Here is a 14,977-nt window from a genome sequence, read left to right as displayed (position 1 = left end):
TAAAAAATAATCTACTATATTTGTAGAGTATTCAGAATTGCATGATGCAATACCAACCGAGTGCAGGCACCGCGGTGGTAAATTAATACGGGTTTCGACCAAAATAAACGTCGCTGAACGATTATTTTCCCCAACAAGATCTGGATACAGTTTATGGTTTAATCCTTTAAATTTTTAAATTGTATGGCTACTACAACAAATCTTTACCAACACTTACTGGAAAAATTCAGTTATTACTCAACAGATGAACTGATACAGCTCAACAATGACACCATTTTGGGACAAGGCTGGGGTTCAGCCAAGGCAACCTTTAGAACAGCTTTGATCAGTACGTTCTCCAAAAGAGGATTGGATCTTTCCAACATCATTTCCAAGGAAGACGGTTTTACCTCGGTGAAGCATGTCCCTGTACGCTTGGAACAGAATGTCCTGATTCCTTTACAGTAATCGTTATCGGCAAAAAAAGGTAGGCCTAGCCTACCCTTTTGTCAATGAGTGATGATATTTTAACGTATGATTGAGTGAATGTGCGGTCTGCCGGGCATCGTCCTGATAGGACGATAAATCTTGGCAGGCTCTGATATCTGCTACATCCACCTTGTTTCTTACTTTGCTGATGACCTGATTTAATTCCGATTTCCAGTTGCCCGGATCGCCAAAATCGTCCACCCAATTTTTGTTGATAAACCTTTTATAGTTCAAAAGCAAAATATACAATTCCTCACCACTACCGGCGCGATTGATTGACGTGCGCCAGTTCTCTAATTTTTCTTTAAAACTCATAACCAGCAATATACAAAAAAATATTTGGATTCCAAAATAGTTGCATTTGAAACGGATAAGGATAACGAGAAATAAAATGATAAAATGATTAAACCTTCGGTGAATTATCTTGGTCATAAAGGAGGGATTCAATATAAATATCATATTATAAAACAGATACATTATGGCCTTTATCCACTTAAAAAATATGCTTGTTATTTCCTTTGCATTGCTATGTATATTGGAGAAAAGTATTGCTCAACAAGGTCGTCACAATAAAAGATCTACGTCTCAGACGACGTTTCGACATGACAGAGAAAACGATTATGTCAACATAGGCAACCGGATCTTCTACAGGGATAAGATGGTCGAAGGTGTCGATGCACGATCTTTCAAAGACCTCGGCAATGCTTATGCAATAGACAACTGGAATGCCTATTATCGTGGCGTTAAGATTAAAGATGTATCGCCACATTCTTTCCAATCACTTGGTTGGGGATATGCCAAAGATAGTTGGAATGCCTATTATCGTGGCGTTAAGATTAAAGATGTCTCTGCGCCCAGCTTTAAAATACTGGATGAAGGATATGCCAAAGACAGTTGGAATGTCTATTATAGAGGCAATCGACTAAAAGATGTATCCGACCAAAGCTTTGTTCTTCTCGGTGATGGATACAGCAAAGATAGCTGGAAAGTCTATTATTTTGGTCAGGAGATAAAAGATGCAACTGCTTTTACATTTAAATATCTGGGCAAAGGTTATGCGAAGGATAGCTGGAATGAATATTATAGAGGAAAAAAATTAGAATAGAAAATAGACCACGGGATTATTCTATTGAATAATTCCAATTTCCTAATCCTTTCGGTATCTCCCAGGATTCGGCTTTGGTCTTGTAATTATTAAAGTGACCTTTTTCCCAAGTGGTAATATGGTAACCTTTACAGAACTTACAATAATAAGCCCTTTTGCAGGCATCTTTACCCATCCTGTGTTTGATACGTTTACCATCCAGTTTGTTTTTCATCCGGGATCTGAACTTAAAGTGAAGCATTGCCCATTGCGCCTCAATTAAAGAAGGAAATCCAACTTTACCAGTAGCTCGGCATTTCCAGGTATTGTCCCTTACTTTTTCCATAATCTATCTATTAAAGTTCATCTATTCAATTTTATTGCTCCTTTTCTATTGGCACCTGCATCATGACCCATTCTCTGATATGTTTTGCAATTTTATCGGATACCTCAAAATTATACCTTCCCTCAAAAGGGATTTTGAGCAGGATACGCAATCGGCCCCGTTTCAGTTGCAGGCAAGCTTGGATCATATCCAAAGGTATAGCCTTATCCCGGTCTATCTTTTGTACAAATCCCTTCGTGCTATTGACAACTTCCTTTAAGCTGCGCTGCTCGCCACAAGTCAGATTTTCGTCCATCGCAGTTCTTAAATAAAGGCTGACTATACCATTTTTATAAGTAAAAATCCCGATATCCTTATAGGATATCTTTTGGGACAAGATTTTATTATTGAGCAGGAATACTTCCTGTTCCAGATCCATGGATCTTAACAGAGCTAAGTCTATTTCATCCATTGCATCCACATCTCTATCTTCCCCTGCTGTTTCCAGGATCTCTTTCAGCTCTTCGATGCCCGGAGAAAGCAGCTCAATCTGCTCCTGGAGATCTATCGTTCTTGATTCCTGCTGCAGGATAGTTTCTTTCTGTTCTAAAATCAATATTTTTTGCCTGTGGTAAACAGCGACGTAGAAATAAACTGTATAGGACATGTTCAGGACCAGAATACCGCTAAATATGACCATTAAAGGAAACAGCAGCCATTCATCCTTCGCCTGTGGATCGGGGCCAATGATCCAGAACAATAAAAGCGTCGGAAGTATGCAGCAAAAAAATAATTGCATACCGGCGCGTTTTTCGGGGTTAACCAGCCAGTTCTGCTTTTTGTCTAATATTACGATAACCAATCGTATATAAAAGAAAATAATCGCTACCATCAATACAAAAAATAGATAGCTATAGGTTACCGGCCAGTCTAAAAGCCATTCCGCCAAGGCGCCCCGATAGCCCAGATACCAACAGAATCCTCCAAAAATGAAAGATGCAATCAACTGCCAGATCCCATCGGGATACTGCACCGTCAATGTTCTATTATCCTGATATCTATTTTTGCTAAAACTTTTCATGTACAGACGACATTTTAATAACGCTATTAAAATTTACATACTTATTTTTGTTATATAAATTTAGCCAATTATTTATTAAACGATGTCCAACTAACTTAAATCAATGCTTTTGCATCGTTTTACGGTTCAAATAATTCCCCTGCTGGATGAAAAATTTAATTCTTTGTTGCTAGAAAATCCTATTTCGCTGTCAAGAAATTAGCCCTCATTGTAAAAAATTGACCTTCATTGAAATGGTTGGGATATTCACTGAAATTTCATGCTATAGTGGGTAAATTTATAGCGTAAAACTTCACTGATTATTAAACCATAAATCATGAGGACGATAAAGAAATTTAGACTGCTATTTAGCCGCAATTATGTATTTATTGCAATTGCTGTACTGATTACCTTATATGGGATTTTCTGGGCCCGGTCACATAGCGAGCGCGTCTATAGCATCGGGGCAATGATCATTCTTATCCCATTTCTGGAAATGCGTGGCCAAGAACGCGTCATGCAGCTTTTCGTTATCTTTTTTGTCTGTATTCAGGTCAGCAGCATAGCACTATTTGACCGCCTTCCCTACCAGCTGCTGATCAGCTCACAACCCTTTTGGACAGCTGTAAAAAAGGGCATACCGACAGCCTTTATCATCTGCGCAATGGCACATCTGTTTTTCTGGAGAAAGACAGACCTTTTCAAACTTTATGGGATCCAATTTCCCATCATGATCATTGCATGTACCTGGTATATCCGTATGCTGCTGATCATGGCTAATTGCCAGCATATCCCAAATGCAAAAGCTGTACGCATACCCGCCATTGTTATCCAGAAATGCCCTGCTTGCTGTGACCTATACGAACTATGGTTTTCGTTCAATTATGAAGGTGAGGAAGAAAAAGTTTCGATTAATGTCAATCCCCAACTACATGAACAGACCAATGAAGGAGATTCACTCATACTTCAGATGCATCCCGGGAGATTTGGCTGGCCATGGTACCATAAGGATATCAAAAGGAGGTATAGATGATCGTAAGTTTACAGAAGCTGACAACGCTCATAGAAGCCTTGGTTTATCTTGATAACAAAGATATTCCAAACCATTTGGGTGAGATCACCGAGGCCTGCAATACTAATTTTGCATTGGCACTACAAGCCCATCGGGAGATTATTCAGGTAAATAATGCACGTCAGGCTATCCAAATCTACCATACTCAATTGTTGCGGCTACACTCTTTGTTGTATAGCTTCTGTAACGTGCGTAAAATTGTGAGTTCTGCAGCGCTATTTGCCTTAGAAGAATTACTTGAGCGAATCGAACAGCTCTTTAAAAAAGATATTGATCCCTGTACGCCGCTGCCAGAGCATTATTATCTGAGGCTGCATGAATATGTATACGAACATATGCCCTATATTCTGGATAAGTTGGCTCAGAAAAGCATACCTAAAGCCTATCTCACCGAGATCCTTTCGGGTATGGACAGCCTATTTGAAAATGGCAAGATTCCCTATATTCAATACCGACATCAGGACTACCTAACCAAAATGATCGAATCACTTTGCCAATTGGCTGAAGACAAGCGCCAGAGTAAAAACTGGCATTACCGCTTTTTGATTCTGATGGTCAATTTCAATTTTAACCACATGGGCTTCTTCAATCGCTGGAAAGAACTTTACAATTCAGACCCATCCTTTATGGATGCCTTGTTACGCTTCCCCAAACACTTCTCCTGTATCCCGGACTTTGCATATGATAGCAACCGTAGGAGCTTGCTCAAGTTGATGCGCGGGTACATGGAGGATGAAAAAATCTCTCCATCAGCAACAATGCAGGATTATCCCCAACAATTTATTCAAAGCAATTTTAATGGCAAAGAGCTCAAACTTTGGATGCATATAATTGTCAAAGCGAATATTATGTGGTCTTCGGAGAAAAAAGAAGTTGCCGAAGTATTTTCCAGGCTTGTCAAAACGCGGGAAGGCACCTTACTTTCGGCACATAGCCTGATCCGAATGGACAAAAGTGCCGAATTTCATACAGCGCTCCGTATCCGCAAGGTATTGAATACGATGCTTGACGAACTGAATAGACAGTTTCCTGAATTAAATAAATAAAACATAAAAATTTAAAAAACAGGGGGTATGCCACCGCTACACCTCCTAAACGTGTTCATTCTACCCATCAAAAACAGTCCTAATTATGCGAAAACTGACCGTTTTACCAAGAATCCTCTGCGGATCTTTTTTTCGCATACTACATCTTCATTACATCCCAGTCGTTATTTAAATCCAATAGAGGCAGGTGCACTTTCCAAATTAACCATTTCGCTACACCTGCGCCGGCCTATTTTCCATACTACCTTTGTTTTACAGCGTACGAGAAAGTAGAAGCTGACGCTCAGGCAGGCCGCTGTACCGTATATGGAGGGGCAGGTACGGCGCCCTGTTTTTGAAACGGCGAAAAATAATAAAACGAGGACAAGAAATAATAAATACCATGATACAAATAATTAAAGTTATGGAAGGGAATAAAACCAGAGACATGATATACAAGATCATTCGGGCAGCGATGGTGCTTTTTTGGGTCTATGTGGGGATGGAAAAACTCTGGCAGCTAGAGGCATTCAAGATTGCCCTTGAACAGCAACCGGTAATCAGTTATCTGGCTCCCGTGCTTTTTTTGCTGCTTCCGTTTATGGAAATCGGCGTTGGCGTATTGCTGGCCATGCCATCGCAACGCCTAGTTGCCTGGGGGTGGAAAGTTTCGACCTTATTGATTATCGTTTTTAGCATCTATATCGGTCTGGGGGTATTACATGTATACGACAAGAAACCCTGTATGTGTACCAGCTTTCTCAGCAATATTTCCTGGACAACACATTTGATCTTTAATCTCATTATCCTAGGCCTATCAATAATTGGATTGCTATTGCACCGTACAGTGATCAAATGTAGCAAGCGTACTGTGACGGGCAGAACAACAATCGCATTATTCCTGGTAGGCTTTCCGGCAATGGGAGCCATCAGCTACTGGAATATCCACTACACAAAGTCAAAAGATATGTGGTACACACCGGACAGCATTTACGACTACTGGGACCCCAATACCGCCAGCAGCAATATAAAAAGTTTGCTGGCATCCAAATACGATCGGTACACAGGACCGTACCGACAATTATTTACCAAAAGTTTGCAGACCAACAACCTTATTCAACAATTATTGGTTTGCAAGACAGAAAGGAGGGTAGCTACATGCTAACCAAATTTTTAAACAATTATGGCTACATGATATTAGGAGGAGCCATGATTATCGGATTCTCAGCATTTAAAGGTGCTGAGGCTTATGCAGGAAAAAAATTAGATCCTGTGACTATCTACTTCCATGGAAGCACCAGTTCTTCGTCAGATGTGCAAAATCAATCACTTTGGACCGAAACGCCAAATGATGAAGACTGCGGGTCTGGAAATAATGCAGCATGCGCCATGGAGGCTGACGCTTCTGATCTTACGGGTACCCCTGGTTCTCGTTCTTTAAATCCGAGCAGGATTACACTGAATGCGAATGCAGTTGGTTCGCAATTCATTCCGTCAAAAAATACGGCGGCAAGTAATCCTAGTAGCCAACCTATATCTCCAATTAATAAGTTATAGGCTTGGAAATGCAGTTTTAACTATGTTTATACTGCAAGAATGCCCCGGGATAACTTCCGGGGCATTCGATTAAATGTTATAAGGGATTCTGTTCCATCCCAGTCAGAAGAATAATATCTGTCGGCAAGGGTAAAGCATATCGATTTGAATTCGGTGCCAACTCATACTCGGTTCCACTTATATACCGCATCAACTTAATATTATCGCCATCATATTTGTTGTAACGCTTTATATCCATCCATCGCAATCCACGCATGAGCAGCTCTTTACGCCGCTCTTTTTTTATCAACTTGAGGGCGTCCTCTTTATTAAATCCAACGTATGGGATGAAATTCCCCTTTTTAATTCGCTTCATCAGTAAGGTATTCAGGTCATCCAAACCACTTTCGACGTTTCCCAGTCGGATACTGGTCTCTGCCCGTATCAAGAGCATCTCATCAGTAGCCATACCTCCGAATAGGTTAAAAGCTGATGTATAATTACCTTTAAAACTACGGTACCCATTTCTAACTTTAAAAAACAGCATTTTCCGAATATCATTATCCGCATAACTTGCATACAGCATCGTATCCACCAGACCATAACTCGGATGGAGGTTCGGATACGACGTTGTCAACTGGGCATAAAAAACCGTCTCTTTATTCAAACGAGATAAAGGATAAGGCTTCAATAGGTCTGAGGAAGAAAAGTCGTTATAGTCTATTAAGTCTTTCTTAACTTTTAAGACCTTATCCGCATAATAAAATGCGCTATCGTACTTTCCAATAGAGAGATAAGTTCTGCTCAATGCCCCATAGCAGGCTATTTTTGAGGGGCGCATAGGCGATTCAGCGAGATCAGGAAGTAATCCTGCCGCTGTTACCAAATCCCCGATGACCTGGCGGTAACAGGCTGATACCGTACTGCGTTTCGAAGGTACCGACTGGTCCGAGGTCAGCCGCAACACAATTCCCAAATCAGTATCTGAGGTTTGCGGATCCCAGGGCTTGGCAAATATCCACATTCCCTGCAGATACTGATAAGCCCGAAAAAACAGTGCAGCTCCTTTTATCCTATCTTTTTCACTTTTTACCCCTTCAATCTTTGGCAATGCATCCAGCACCACGTTAACCTGATAAACAGGGACGTACATCAACGCCCAATCATCGGGATAATTGTAGGGAAAACCTACCCAAGTATAAAATCCTCGGGACTGATCATCCACCGCATTAAATTCCTTTTCAGTAAAGAAATAGTCATCCGAATGAATATCACCAAACACAGGAACATTCATGTTCATATCAATCGAATTATCCAAAATTCCTTGTAGGCTTTCAAGTGTATTTGGACTTTGAAGCGAAAAGTTTGATTTCTCTTCTAAAAACTTACTACATGACATTAAAGAAAACAAGAGCGGCAAAACGGCCAACATCTTGATTAGGTTATCATTTATATTCATGATTTTTTTATTTAAAAATTGACATTAAGCCCTAGGGAATAAGTAGGATTAGGTGTTAACCGCCCAGAAAAATCAGGATCAACATCTTCTTTATTACTTTTCCAGATCAATCCCAAATTACTGGCATTGAGAAACAAGCGGGTATTTAACTTTTTACTGCCCAACTGCCACAGATTCCGCCACGAGAGATTGACATATTCCAAACGAGCATGATCGCCTTTCAGCACATTAACTGTGCTTCCCTGATAAAAAGCATCGCGATTGGCATCAATGGGATACTTTACCCGAGGCACCTGTGTGTATTTTTCGTCCCCTGCAGACTGCCATCTCCTATCGTAATCTGAATACGCTTTACCATATGTATAGAAGTTGCCACTGTTGGTTGCTTCCTTACGGAAATAATAATTCGCTTTAAAGGAAAGGTTAAATGATAGTTCAAAATTCCTATAGGAAAACGTATTGATCAAATTTCCAAATAACTGTGGGACAGAAGAGCCTACAAATACAATTGTCTGACTATCGCCTATTTCCCCTACTGTTGAATTTCTGATTTTTTGATAATCGGTCGACAGCTCACCCACCAAGAACCCTTGTGGATCGCCGTGTTCGTTCAGGCCACCCCAATTAAATGCAGCGATGGAATTGAGCGGTCTACCAACTATTGGTATAATACTAGCGCCATTTCCCACTAAATTGATCAGACCAAACTGCCTATTGTAATATTCCAGCACTTTATTTTTGTTCAAGCTTAAAAGCACGGCAGGCCGCCAGCTGAAATTCGGAGTCCTGATCGCTTCGGCAGTCAAGTTCAACTCCGCACCCTGGCTTCTTATCGACGCATTATTTTTCACGGTGGTATTGGCCTTTCCAAACACGGTGTAATCGATCAATGAATTGCCATAGAGGTCTGTGCTCTTTTTCACATAATAATCAAAGCTTCCCGTTATTCTACTTTTAAACAGTCCAAACCGCAATCCCAAATTTAATGTCCGCACCTTTTCCCATCTCAACGATGGATCATTCAACGTACTGATCACAAAAGCAGGATAATTGGTATACCGTCCGCTGGTTGTTTCAGTGACAGGAAGGGGTGTTCGCGAAGGATCGATATTACCACTGTAGCCATAAGTAGCTCTGAGCTGCAGATCATTCACCGCTTTCCAGTCAGCAAACTTTTCCTTGCTCAGCTGCCAGCTCGCACCCACTGACCAGAAAGGATTATACTTATCATTGGTATTTACACCAAAAACATTGGCTCCATCCTTACGAATACTGGCGGAGAGCCCATAGCGCTGTTTATATAAATAGGCCACATTTGCATAGTGAGATACAAAACGATTCACGGATTTCATCAGAGAAACATTTCCCTGGATGGAGGAAAATCCTCCAGCAGGCAGTGTCGGATAAAAGTTGGCGTAATCTACTACTTTCGTACGTATCGGATCAGCGCTATAACCATAGGAAATACTTGTTGCACCTTTTGATAATACTTCTCTTATTTCAGCTCCTAAAATCGCATTGATATGATGAACTCCGAACGATCGGTCAAAATTGAGCTGCCCCCTCCATGTATACGAACTGACATCCCCATTGTTAAGGTCATAGATTCCACCCATAGGAACCGGATGTGCGACCGAGCCCGACTGTGGGTCAATACTTGAAAAAATATTAATCAAATTCCGAGCATAATAACTATCTACCTGTGCGATCCTTTCCGTTGCTTTACGCTGGGTCTGATATTGGTAAGATAGATTCGCTGACAGATAAGGCCTTATATTATATTTAGCCTGCACAATAGCATACAGTTCATTTTTCCGTGTTGTCGTGCGATCAAGCTCATAGTCATGCAATGGATAATAATTCCAGTCCAGCAGCTTGTCCCCATAAAGTTGATCGAGGTAATTGCCTCGATACCCTGTATTAAAAGGCAATGCTTCACCCTCAGCATTCCTAAATTCGAAAAATGGCACATACTTTCCGCCGTATTTAAATAGGTCAAATGCGGGTGTGCCGCTGCGCTGCTTCTGCGTGAGGAAATTTACGTTGAGATTCAGCTCAAATTTATCATTCCAGTGAAATGAATTGTTCAGATAAAGATTGATCTTATTGTCTTTAGCCTTATTTTCGGAAAGATCCAGCGTATTGCCGACCCCAAAATTATATCGTATTAGGTCAGAAGCCCCCGAGATATTTGCAAAAGACTGCTGTAAAAATGGAGTCTTTAGAAAAGCATTCCTATAAGCAGCTTTACCATCCATTGTCAGTAGTTTGGCAATCATCACTGTAGAGTCCTGCGCCGAAATCAGCCCCTTGCGACGGGCCAGAAAAATTTCAGCTGCAGGCGTTAGGGCGAGGTATGGACTCTGCTCGATCTTCCCGTCATAGTAGCCCGCATTGAAAAGCTCCTGTTCGGCCTGGATATAGTCCAAATTAGCTGGCTGATATAACTTATTATAATCCGTTATCCGTTTAGTCGTGATGGTATGCGAAATACTGACACTTGTCTTTTGCGATTTATTGGCAGCATTGATACTGGTTAGTACAATGACACCATTACCCGCACGGGCACCCCATATTGACGTGGCTGCGGCATCCTTGAGCACAGTAACAGAAGCAATACTATTGGGATCGATGTTATCGATATCTCCTTCATAAATAAAGCCATCAAGTACGATCAAGGGGTCTTTAGAAGCCTCAATGGTGCTAAGTCCCCGAATCGAGATATTAAGCCTTTCATTGCGGTTCGGCTGAAATTCGAACGTCCCCTTTCGGAATCCTGGGGTCAGATTATTCAGTCGGTCAAGAATGTTAATCCCCACCTGTTGGTCAAGTGTCTTTTTATCCAAGACCTGAAAAGAGCCTGTCATTTCGTTGGGACGGAGTTGCTGGTAGCCTGAGCTGACCATCACTTCATCCAATACATTAGCTACAGGCACCAACATAACCGTCAGGCTTGAAGTTCCAGATCTATATAAAATTGTTTTCGTATGATAGCCAATGTGGCTAACCAATACACTGTCACCATGATTTGCACTGATCAAAAACCGACCTTCATGGTCGGATTTTGTTTTGCTATTGCCCCGTAAAATGATAATCGAGGCAGCTTCAATAGGCTTTTTATTTTCGCTATTGATTACCCTACCCGCTATCTTAGACATAAGATCCTGTCCAATAGCGAAGTTTGCTACCCCTGAAATGATCAGGAATAACAGCATTAATAAAAATGTTTTCATGCCTATATCCCCCTATCTGCTGAGAAATAGACATATTCCACTTCCTGCGGCACTATGGTGATCTTTGCACCAAGCTGCTCTAACAACTGCAAAAGCTGTGCATCTGTATAATCCAATAAATCTGTCGGTAGATCGAAATCGACATTTATCGTTTCAATATTGCCAAGCAAGACAGGTTTATTCAACAACCAAGAGAGCACATGAAAGCTATTGCGGAGCGGCAAATTCTGAAAAAACTTCTTGTTATTCAAGGCATCAAGCGCTTCAAGAGGTATTTGGCCCTTCGTTTTGAATTGTGAGACTTTAGGCGTAGAGTCAATACGCAACACGTCGATCACTTCTTTCCTGATTTCCCATCTGACGCCAAAATTGTCCTGAATATCATGGATCATTTTCCGGTACGGGTCAAAATCTAAGCGATCCTTTGGGTAACGCAAAAAGTAGCAATATTCATCCATGTAGCGCTGAGGAGTCTTGAGTTTCCTACGGATTTCTTTCCCCACATTGTTATCAAATACCCAGAGGTTACGGTCTATACGATGTCCTGATTCGCTGAGATATTCATAAATGCGTATGGCCACTGATGTATTAAGAAATGTAAATTCCTTTTCCTTCCCCCTTTCCTTTATCTGCACCCCCATTTCCCGAATCCCCTCTCTACGTTTGCTCAGGTAAGAGGAGAATAATTTGAGCGTATCCGTAGATACACTATCTTGGACTTTATACTTAAAATCGTCCTTCATATAGAAATTCGCTTTCGTGCCATCCAAAATCTGGCGGACATTGGACTCCTGAAGCTCGGTTGTGTACGTAATTGCTTTGACGACACGGTCGTTTCCGATCCACACGACATGCGGTATCCCACGATGCGGAAATAGAGCATTGAATACAGTATCTCCGATGAGATACGGAAACTGAACATTGAGCTGATAAGAATCTTTATATTTTTTGAGCACCTTGTCTATTCGTGCCTGATCGTCGCGCGTTCGTTTGCAGTTGACCAGCAGCACGTCAAAATCGCTTTTGAAAGTGGCCTTCAACTGATCCAATTTAGGAAAGCTTTCGAGGCAATTGGTACACCAAGTAGCCCAAAAATCTACAATAATCAGTTTATTATCTTTATAATCACTAAGAGAAATTGTTGACCGACCTTTGCTATCGTTAAAAACAGGCATTTCGAGATTCCACAAGCTCTCAGGAATGGTATCCCCTATTGCAAGCGCTTTGATCTCGGATAGCCCATCGGCCCCGCTGTCCTTGCGGGGCGTCTGAGCCGATAAACTAAACATATGAAACATAAGAGCTAATGCGGCAAGAGCTCTTATGTTCTTCAAGACCATGCGATATGCGCACTTATAACCTTCAGTAAATGAAAAGCATTTTAAAACCCGCAGAGCAACAAAATACATCAAAACAAGCAAAGTATTAGCTCGATACATTAAGACCCCACAGATCGAATTAAAACACCTTAAAACAGATCGTTCAGATTTTACTTCATAAGTCAATCTAGCATTTCCGACCTGCTGAAAATCTTCGACCATCTTTTGAGCAATTCCAGCCGAATTTTTAGATTTCATCGGATTTTCATCGAGTCCGCATCGGGTTTTTATCGGTGTAGCCCGATGAGATCCCGATGAAAACTCGATGCCGATAGCATGAAAGGCAGAAGCTGGGGCGAAGTTGATCAGGCGAAAGTCCGAAGAAGGTGATACCTCTCCCCTTTGTCGGGTAGCCTTCGGCTCAGCTTCGAGACTTCTTCGGGACATGTTCGAGACATGTTCGGCACCGCTTCGACTGGGCTTCGGCAGGCCTTCGACTACGCTTCGACTCGTACCCGAAGCGCAGTCGAACAACAGTCGAATCGTTCCCGAAGAAGAGGCGACGTTGGTACGACGCAGTGTCGAATGATCCTCAAACAAAACCCGAAGGCTGCTCGAAGAATCTGCTTTTTTTATTCGGTTTTGAGCGCTAATTTTACAGCGCTTTTTTAGCAGGATCGAAGTACCTTTAAAGTACATTTTTCCTTGTCTAATTTTCTTACGCAAATTTTGCGTAATTAGTACTATATCTGTGCTTAAGTAGTGCTTCACAGGTATTTGAAATATATAAGTTATATAGCCCTTAAAAAAGGCTAGTAATTGTAGGATATTCATAATTTTTTTGTTGGCGGTTATTTCGATAACCTACTGAAAAACTCAGCGACTTTCTTGCTCAATTCTAGATCTTTTCCGATGCGCTCTTCAGCTTCTGCTGACAGCTGCATTTTACGCAGGTCTATATGGCGATGATTGACGATACAATAAGCTATCAACACCCTATACAATGCGGTTGCAAATTCCTGCATTTCCTCATCTTTCAGGAGCCTATTTTCTCCTATGCCACTATCAAGATAAGTACTCAATAGCTGGATAATATTAGCAGAAATTGCATCTAAGGCATAATGATTCCAGAATGCCTCAATCTCCTTTATAGGGGTGTAATCGACCTTATGGACATCATAAATCATCCAGTCAAAAGCAAATTGTAGCGCTAAAATCCTGTTCATTTTTCAGTAAGTCAATCGTAACCGAAAGTACATAGCATCCCCTCTCCGATCGAAATCAGCTTTTTATTGGGAGCCTGATGTTACTCAGTTCACATTTGTAATAATTAATTCATTGGGAGCCAGACTACGTTTGAATGAGGGGTCACAAGGTATATAATATTGGCGTTACGTGGTCCATGGCAAAGAGAAGCCAAATCTAATTTGGCCTAACCAGCCGAGCTACTCGGGGGCTGTGATGATGTTCTTTGATTGTTGTTTTTTGTTCATAACTCGTTTTATTGGTAACGAGTCTTGTGGATCAGCAGTGCGATGCGATACATGTGGGGCTGCAGACCGTGGCTATATACAAGTTTCTGAGGCTTTACACAACACGGGTTTACAGCAGACCCACATCTACCACATGTGTACAAATATACACATAATAGTAAAATGTGAGTGTTTATACTGCTGCCCTGCGTTGCGTCCTCAGAAAATATAGCCGCAAGACTTTCAATTTAAACACCAATGAAGACTTTAAATCTTCTATTAATAAAACAAATATAAATACTTTTTTAATAAAATGCAAATTTAACATAACATTTGATTTTGTAAATTTTAACGGTATTAGCTGTAATGAAACCAAAAGGGAAAATTACAGCGTTTGCTCAACACATTATAGACACATTTAGAGTTCTCTATCTTGAAGAGGAAATATCAGGAAGAGAGTTTTCTCGGATTATTACAGACGAAACAAATCCTACAAGGGTTGGCGGTATTGAAAGTGAATATAATAATGAGAAATACTCTCCTGAGCTCACGAAAAAAGCTTTAAACCATTTCGGATTAACTATGCAGGATATTTTACCTAATAAACTGCTAAATGATGATCAACTAATAGAAAAAACTAGAATACCCATTCTGAAAAAGATGAGCATTAAAGCTGCACTTAATTCACTTATACAGGATGGCTATTTTGATACCCCGCGTCTACGTGCTGAAATCACCTCTTATTATAACTCTTTTTTATCCGAAGAAGACAAAAAAGCAGATTCAGATATTTCATCTTCTTTAGAAAGTTTATACATAGAGGGAAAAATACTAAAAATTCAACTGAATGACGCTGACGAAAAGAAAGAGAAACTTATCCGCTTTATCCGCAACATGGAATTGAAAGAGGATTGAGTCTTTTGC

14 protein-coding genes and 1 riboswitch are annotated in these 14,977 nt (G+C 40.8%); of the genes, 7 read left to right on the top strand and 7 right to left on the bottom strand.

From position 1 onward, the window contains the following. Nucleotides 1-22 precede the first annotated feature (22 nt). Nucleotides 23-116, top strand: a riboswitch (SAM-I-IV-variant riboswitch). Between the two features lie 67 nt (nt 117-183). Continuing rightward, nucleotides 184-447, top strand: coding sequence for a 5-oxoprolinase (locus B2X72_RS12095; RefSeq protein ID WP_070567048.1), 264 nt, complete (start codon nt 184-186; stop codon nt 445-447). A 30-nt stretch (nt 448-477) separates the two neighbouring features. Here the strand turns inward: B2X72_RS12095 and B2X72_RS12090 are convergent, their stop codons facing one another. Continuing rightward, a complete protein-coding gene (locus B2X72_RS12090) occupies nt 478-783 on the bottom strand; it encodes a hypothetical protein (RefSeq protein ID WP_075993880.1) in 306 nt (101 codons plus the stop codon). Between the two features lie 163 nt (nt 784-946). Between B2X72_RS12090 and B2X72_RS12085 the strand changes: the two genes are divergently transcribed. Then, nucleotides 947-1,573, top strand: coding sequence for a DKNYY domain-containing protein (locus tag B2X72_RS12085; RefSeq protein WP_115049991.1), 627 nt, complete (start codon nt 947-949; stop codon nt 1,571-1,573). A gap of 16 nt (nt 1,574-1,589) precedes the next feature. Here the strand turns inward: B2X72_RS12085 and B2X72_RS12080 are convergent, their stop codons facing one another. Both B2X72_RS12080 and B2X72_RS12075 read right to left on the bottom strand, forming a co-directional pair. Continuing rightward, entirely contained in the window at nt 1,590-1,898 is a 309-nt protein-coding gene (locus tag B2X72_RS12080) for a hypothetical protein (protein ID WP_070567057.1), read from the bottom strand. Between the two features lie 31 nt (nt 1,899-1,929). Continuing rightward, a complete protein-coding gene (locus B2X72_RS12075) occupies nt 1,930-2,958 on the bottom strand; it encodes a hypothetical protein (RefSeq protein ID WP_070567060.1) in 1,029 nt (342 codons plus the stop codon). 316 nt (nt 2,959-3,274) lie between these two features. Here B2X72_RS12075 and B2X72_RS12070 point away from each other — a divergent pair, with 316 nt between their 5' ends. The 4 genes from B2X72_RS12070 to B2X72_RS12055 all read left to right on the top strand — a co-directional run bounded on the left by B2X72_RS12070 (nt 3,275) and on the right by B2X72_RS12055 (nt 6,591). Beyond that, entirely contained in the window at nt 3,275-3,970 is a 696-nt protein-coding gene (locus B2X72_RS12070; protein ID WP_145329640.1) for a hypothetical protein, read from the top strand. Next, nucleotides 3,967-5,055, top strand: a complete 1,089-nt coding sequence (locus tag B2X72_RS12065) for a hypothetical protein (protein WP_070567065.1) — start codon at nt 3,967-3,969, stop codon at nt 5,053-5,055. The genes B2X72_RS12070 and B2X72_RS12065 overlap by 4 nt, the downstream gene beginning before the upstream one ends. Nucleotides 5,056-5,482: 427 nt before the next feature. Further along, entirely contained in the window at nt 5,483-6,199 is a 717-nt protein-coding gene (locus B2X72_RS12060; protein ID WP_175442016.1) for a MauE/DoxX family redox-associated membrane protein, read from the top strand. Between the two features lie 26 nt (nt 6,200-6,225). Continuing rightward, the gene (locus B2X72_RS12055) at nt 6,226-6,591 is read left to right on the top strand and encodes a hypothetical protein (protein WP_139145023.1); all 366 of its coding nucleotides are present in this window, start codon (nt 6,226-6,228) and stop codon (nt 6,589-6,591) included. A 76-nt stretch (nt 6,592-6,667) separates the two neighbouring features. On the opposite strand, the gene B2X72_RS12050 is transcribed toward B2X72_RS12055, so the two are convergent. The 4 genes from B2X72_RS12050 to B2X72_RS12035 all read right to left on the bottom strand — a co-directional run bounded on the left by B2X72_RS12050 (nt 6,668) and on the right by B2X72_RS12035 (nt 13,807). Then, a complete protein-coding gene (locus B2X72_RS12050; protein WP_070567074.1) occupies nt 6,668-8,029 on the bottom strand; it encodes a RagB/SusD family nutrient uptake outer membrane protein in 1,362 nt (453 codons plus the stop codon). Nucleotides 8,030-8,040: 11 nt separating this feature from the next. After that, nucleotides 8,041-11,262 (bottom strand): SusC/RagA family TonB-linked outer membrane protein, encoded by a 3,222-nt coding sequence (locus B2X72_RS12045; protein ID WP_070567077.1) that lies wholly within the window; start codon nt 11,260-11,262, stop codon nt 8,041-8,043. A gap of 2 nt (nt 11,263-11,264) precedes the next feature. Then, nucleotides 11,265-13,280 (bottom strand): TlpA family protein disulfide reductase, encoded by a 2,016-nt coding sequence (locus tag B2X72_RS12040; RefSeq protein ID WP_159333226.1) that lies wholly within the window; start codon nt 13,278-13,280, stop codon nt 11,265-11,267. A 152-nt stretch (nt 13,281-13,432) separates the two neighbouring features. Beyond that, nucleotides 13,433-13,807 (bottom strand): hypothetical protein, encoded by a 375-nt coding sequence (locus B2X72_RS12035; RefSeq protein ID WP_070566647.1) that lies wholly within the window; start codon nt 13,805-13,807, stop codon nt 13,433-13,435. A 612-nt stretch (nt 13,808-14,419) separates the two neighbouring features. On the opposite strand from B2X72_RS12035, the gene B2X72_RS12030 reads away from it, so the two are divergent. Beyond that, nucleotides 14,420-14,968: a hypothetical protein gene (locus B2X72_RS12030; protein WP_070566649.1), complete on the top strand. Its 549-nt coding sequence runs from the start codon at nt 14,420-14,422 to the stop codon at nt 14,966-14,968. The last annotated feature ends 9 nt before the right edge of the window (nt 14,969-14,977 follow it).

Source organism: Sphingobacterium sp. UBA7253, from assembly GCF_002472745.1.
Taxonomy (GTDB): domain Bacteria; phylum Bacteroidota; class Bacteroidia; order Sphingobacteriales; family Sphingobacteriaceae; genus Sphingobacterium; species Sphingobacterium siyangense.
Note: the sequence above shows the minus strand (reverse complement) of the source record. Positions and strands in the feature narration are given on the sequence as shown.

Bases quoted from the DNA above. Each gene is read 5' to 3' on its own strand.
- B2X72_RS12095 (WP_070567048.1), top strand. From the start codon at position 184: ATGGCTACTACAACAAATCTTTACCAACACTTACTGGAAAAATTCAGT.
- B2X72_RS12090 (WP_075993880.1), bottom strand. From the start codon at position 783: ATGAGTTTTAAAGAAAAATTAGAGAACTGGCGCACGTCAATCAATCGC.
- B2X72_RS12085 (WP_115049991.1), top strand. From the start codon at position 947: ATGGCCTTTATCCACTTAAAAAATATGCTTGTTATTTCCTTTGCATTG.
- B2X72_RS12080 (WP_070567057.1), bottom strand. From the start codon at position 1,898: ATGGAAAAAGTAAGGGACAATACCTGGAAATGCCGAGCTACTGGTAAA.
- B2X72_RS12075 (WP_070567060.1), bottom strand. From the start codon at position 2,958: ATGAAAAGTTTTAGCAAAAATAGATATCAGGATAATAGAACATTGACG.
- B2X72_RS12070 (WP_145329640.1), top strand. From the start codon at position 3,275: ATGAGGACGATAAAGAAATTTAGACTGCTATTTAGCCGCAATTATGTA.
- B2X72_RS12065 (WP_070567065.1), top strand. From the start codon at position 3,967: ATGATCGTAAGTTTACAGAAGCTGACAACGCTCATAGAAGCCTTGGTT.
- B2X72_RS12060 (WP_175442016.1), top strand. From the start codon at position 5,483: ATGATATACAAGATCATTCGGGCAGCGATGGTGCTTTTTTGGGTCTAT.
- B2X72_RS12055 (WP_139145023.1), top strand. From the start codon at position 6,226: ATGATATTAGGAGGAGCCATGATTATCGGATTCTCAGCATTTAAAGGT.
- B2X72_RS12050 (WP_070567074.1), bottom strand. From the start codon at position 8,029: ATGAATATAAATGATAACCTAATCAAGATGTTGGCCGTTTTGCCGCTC.
- B2X72_RS12045 (WP_070567077.1), bottom strand. From the start codon at position 11,262: ATGAAAACATTTTTATTAATGCTGTTATTCCTGATCATTTCAGGGGTA.
- B2X72_RS12040 (WP_159333226.1), bottom strand. From the start codon at position 13,280: ATGTACTTTAAAGGTACTTCGATCCTGCTAAAAAAGCGCTGTAAAATT.
- B2X72_RS12035 (WP_070566647.1), bottom strand. From the start codon at position 13,807: ATGAACAGGATTTTAGCGCTACAATTTGCTTTTGACTGGATGATTTAT.
- B2X72_RS12030 (WP_070566649.1), top strand. From the start codon at position 14,420: ATGAAACCAAAAGGGAAAATTACAGCGTTTGCTCAACACATTATAGAC.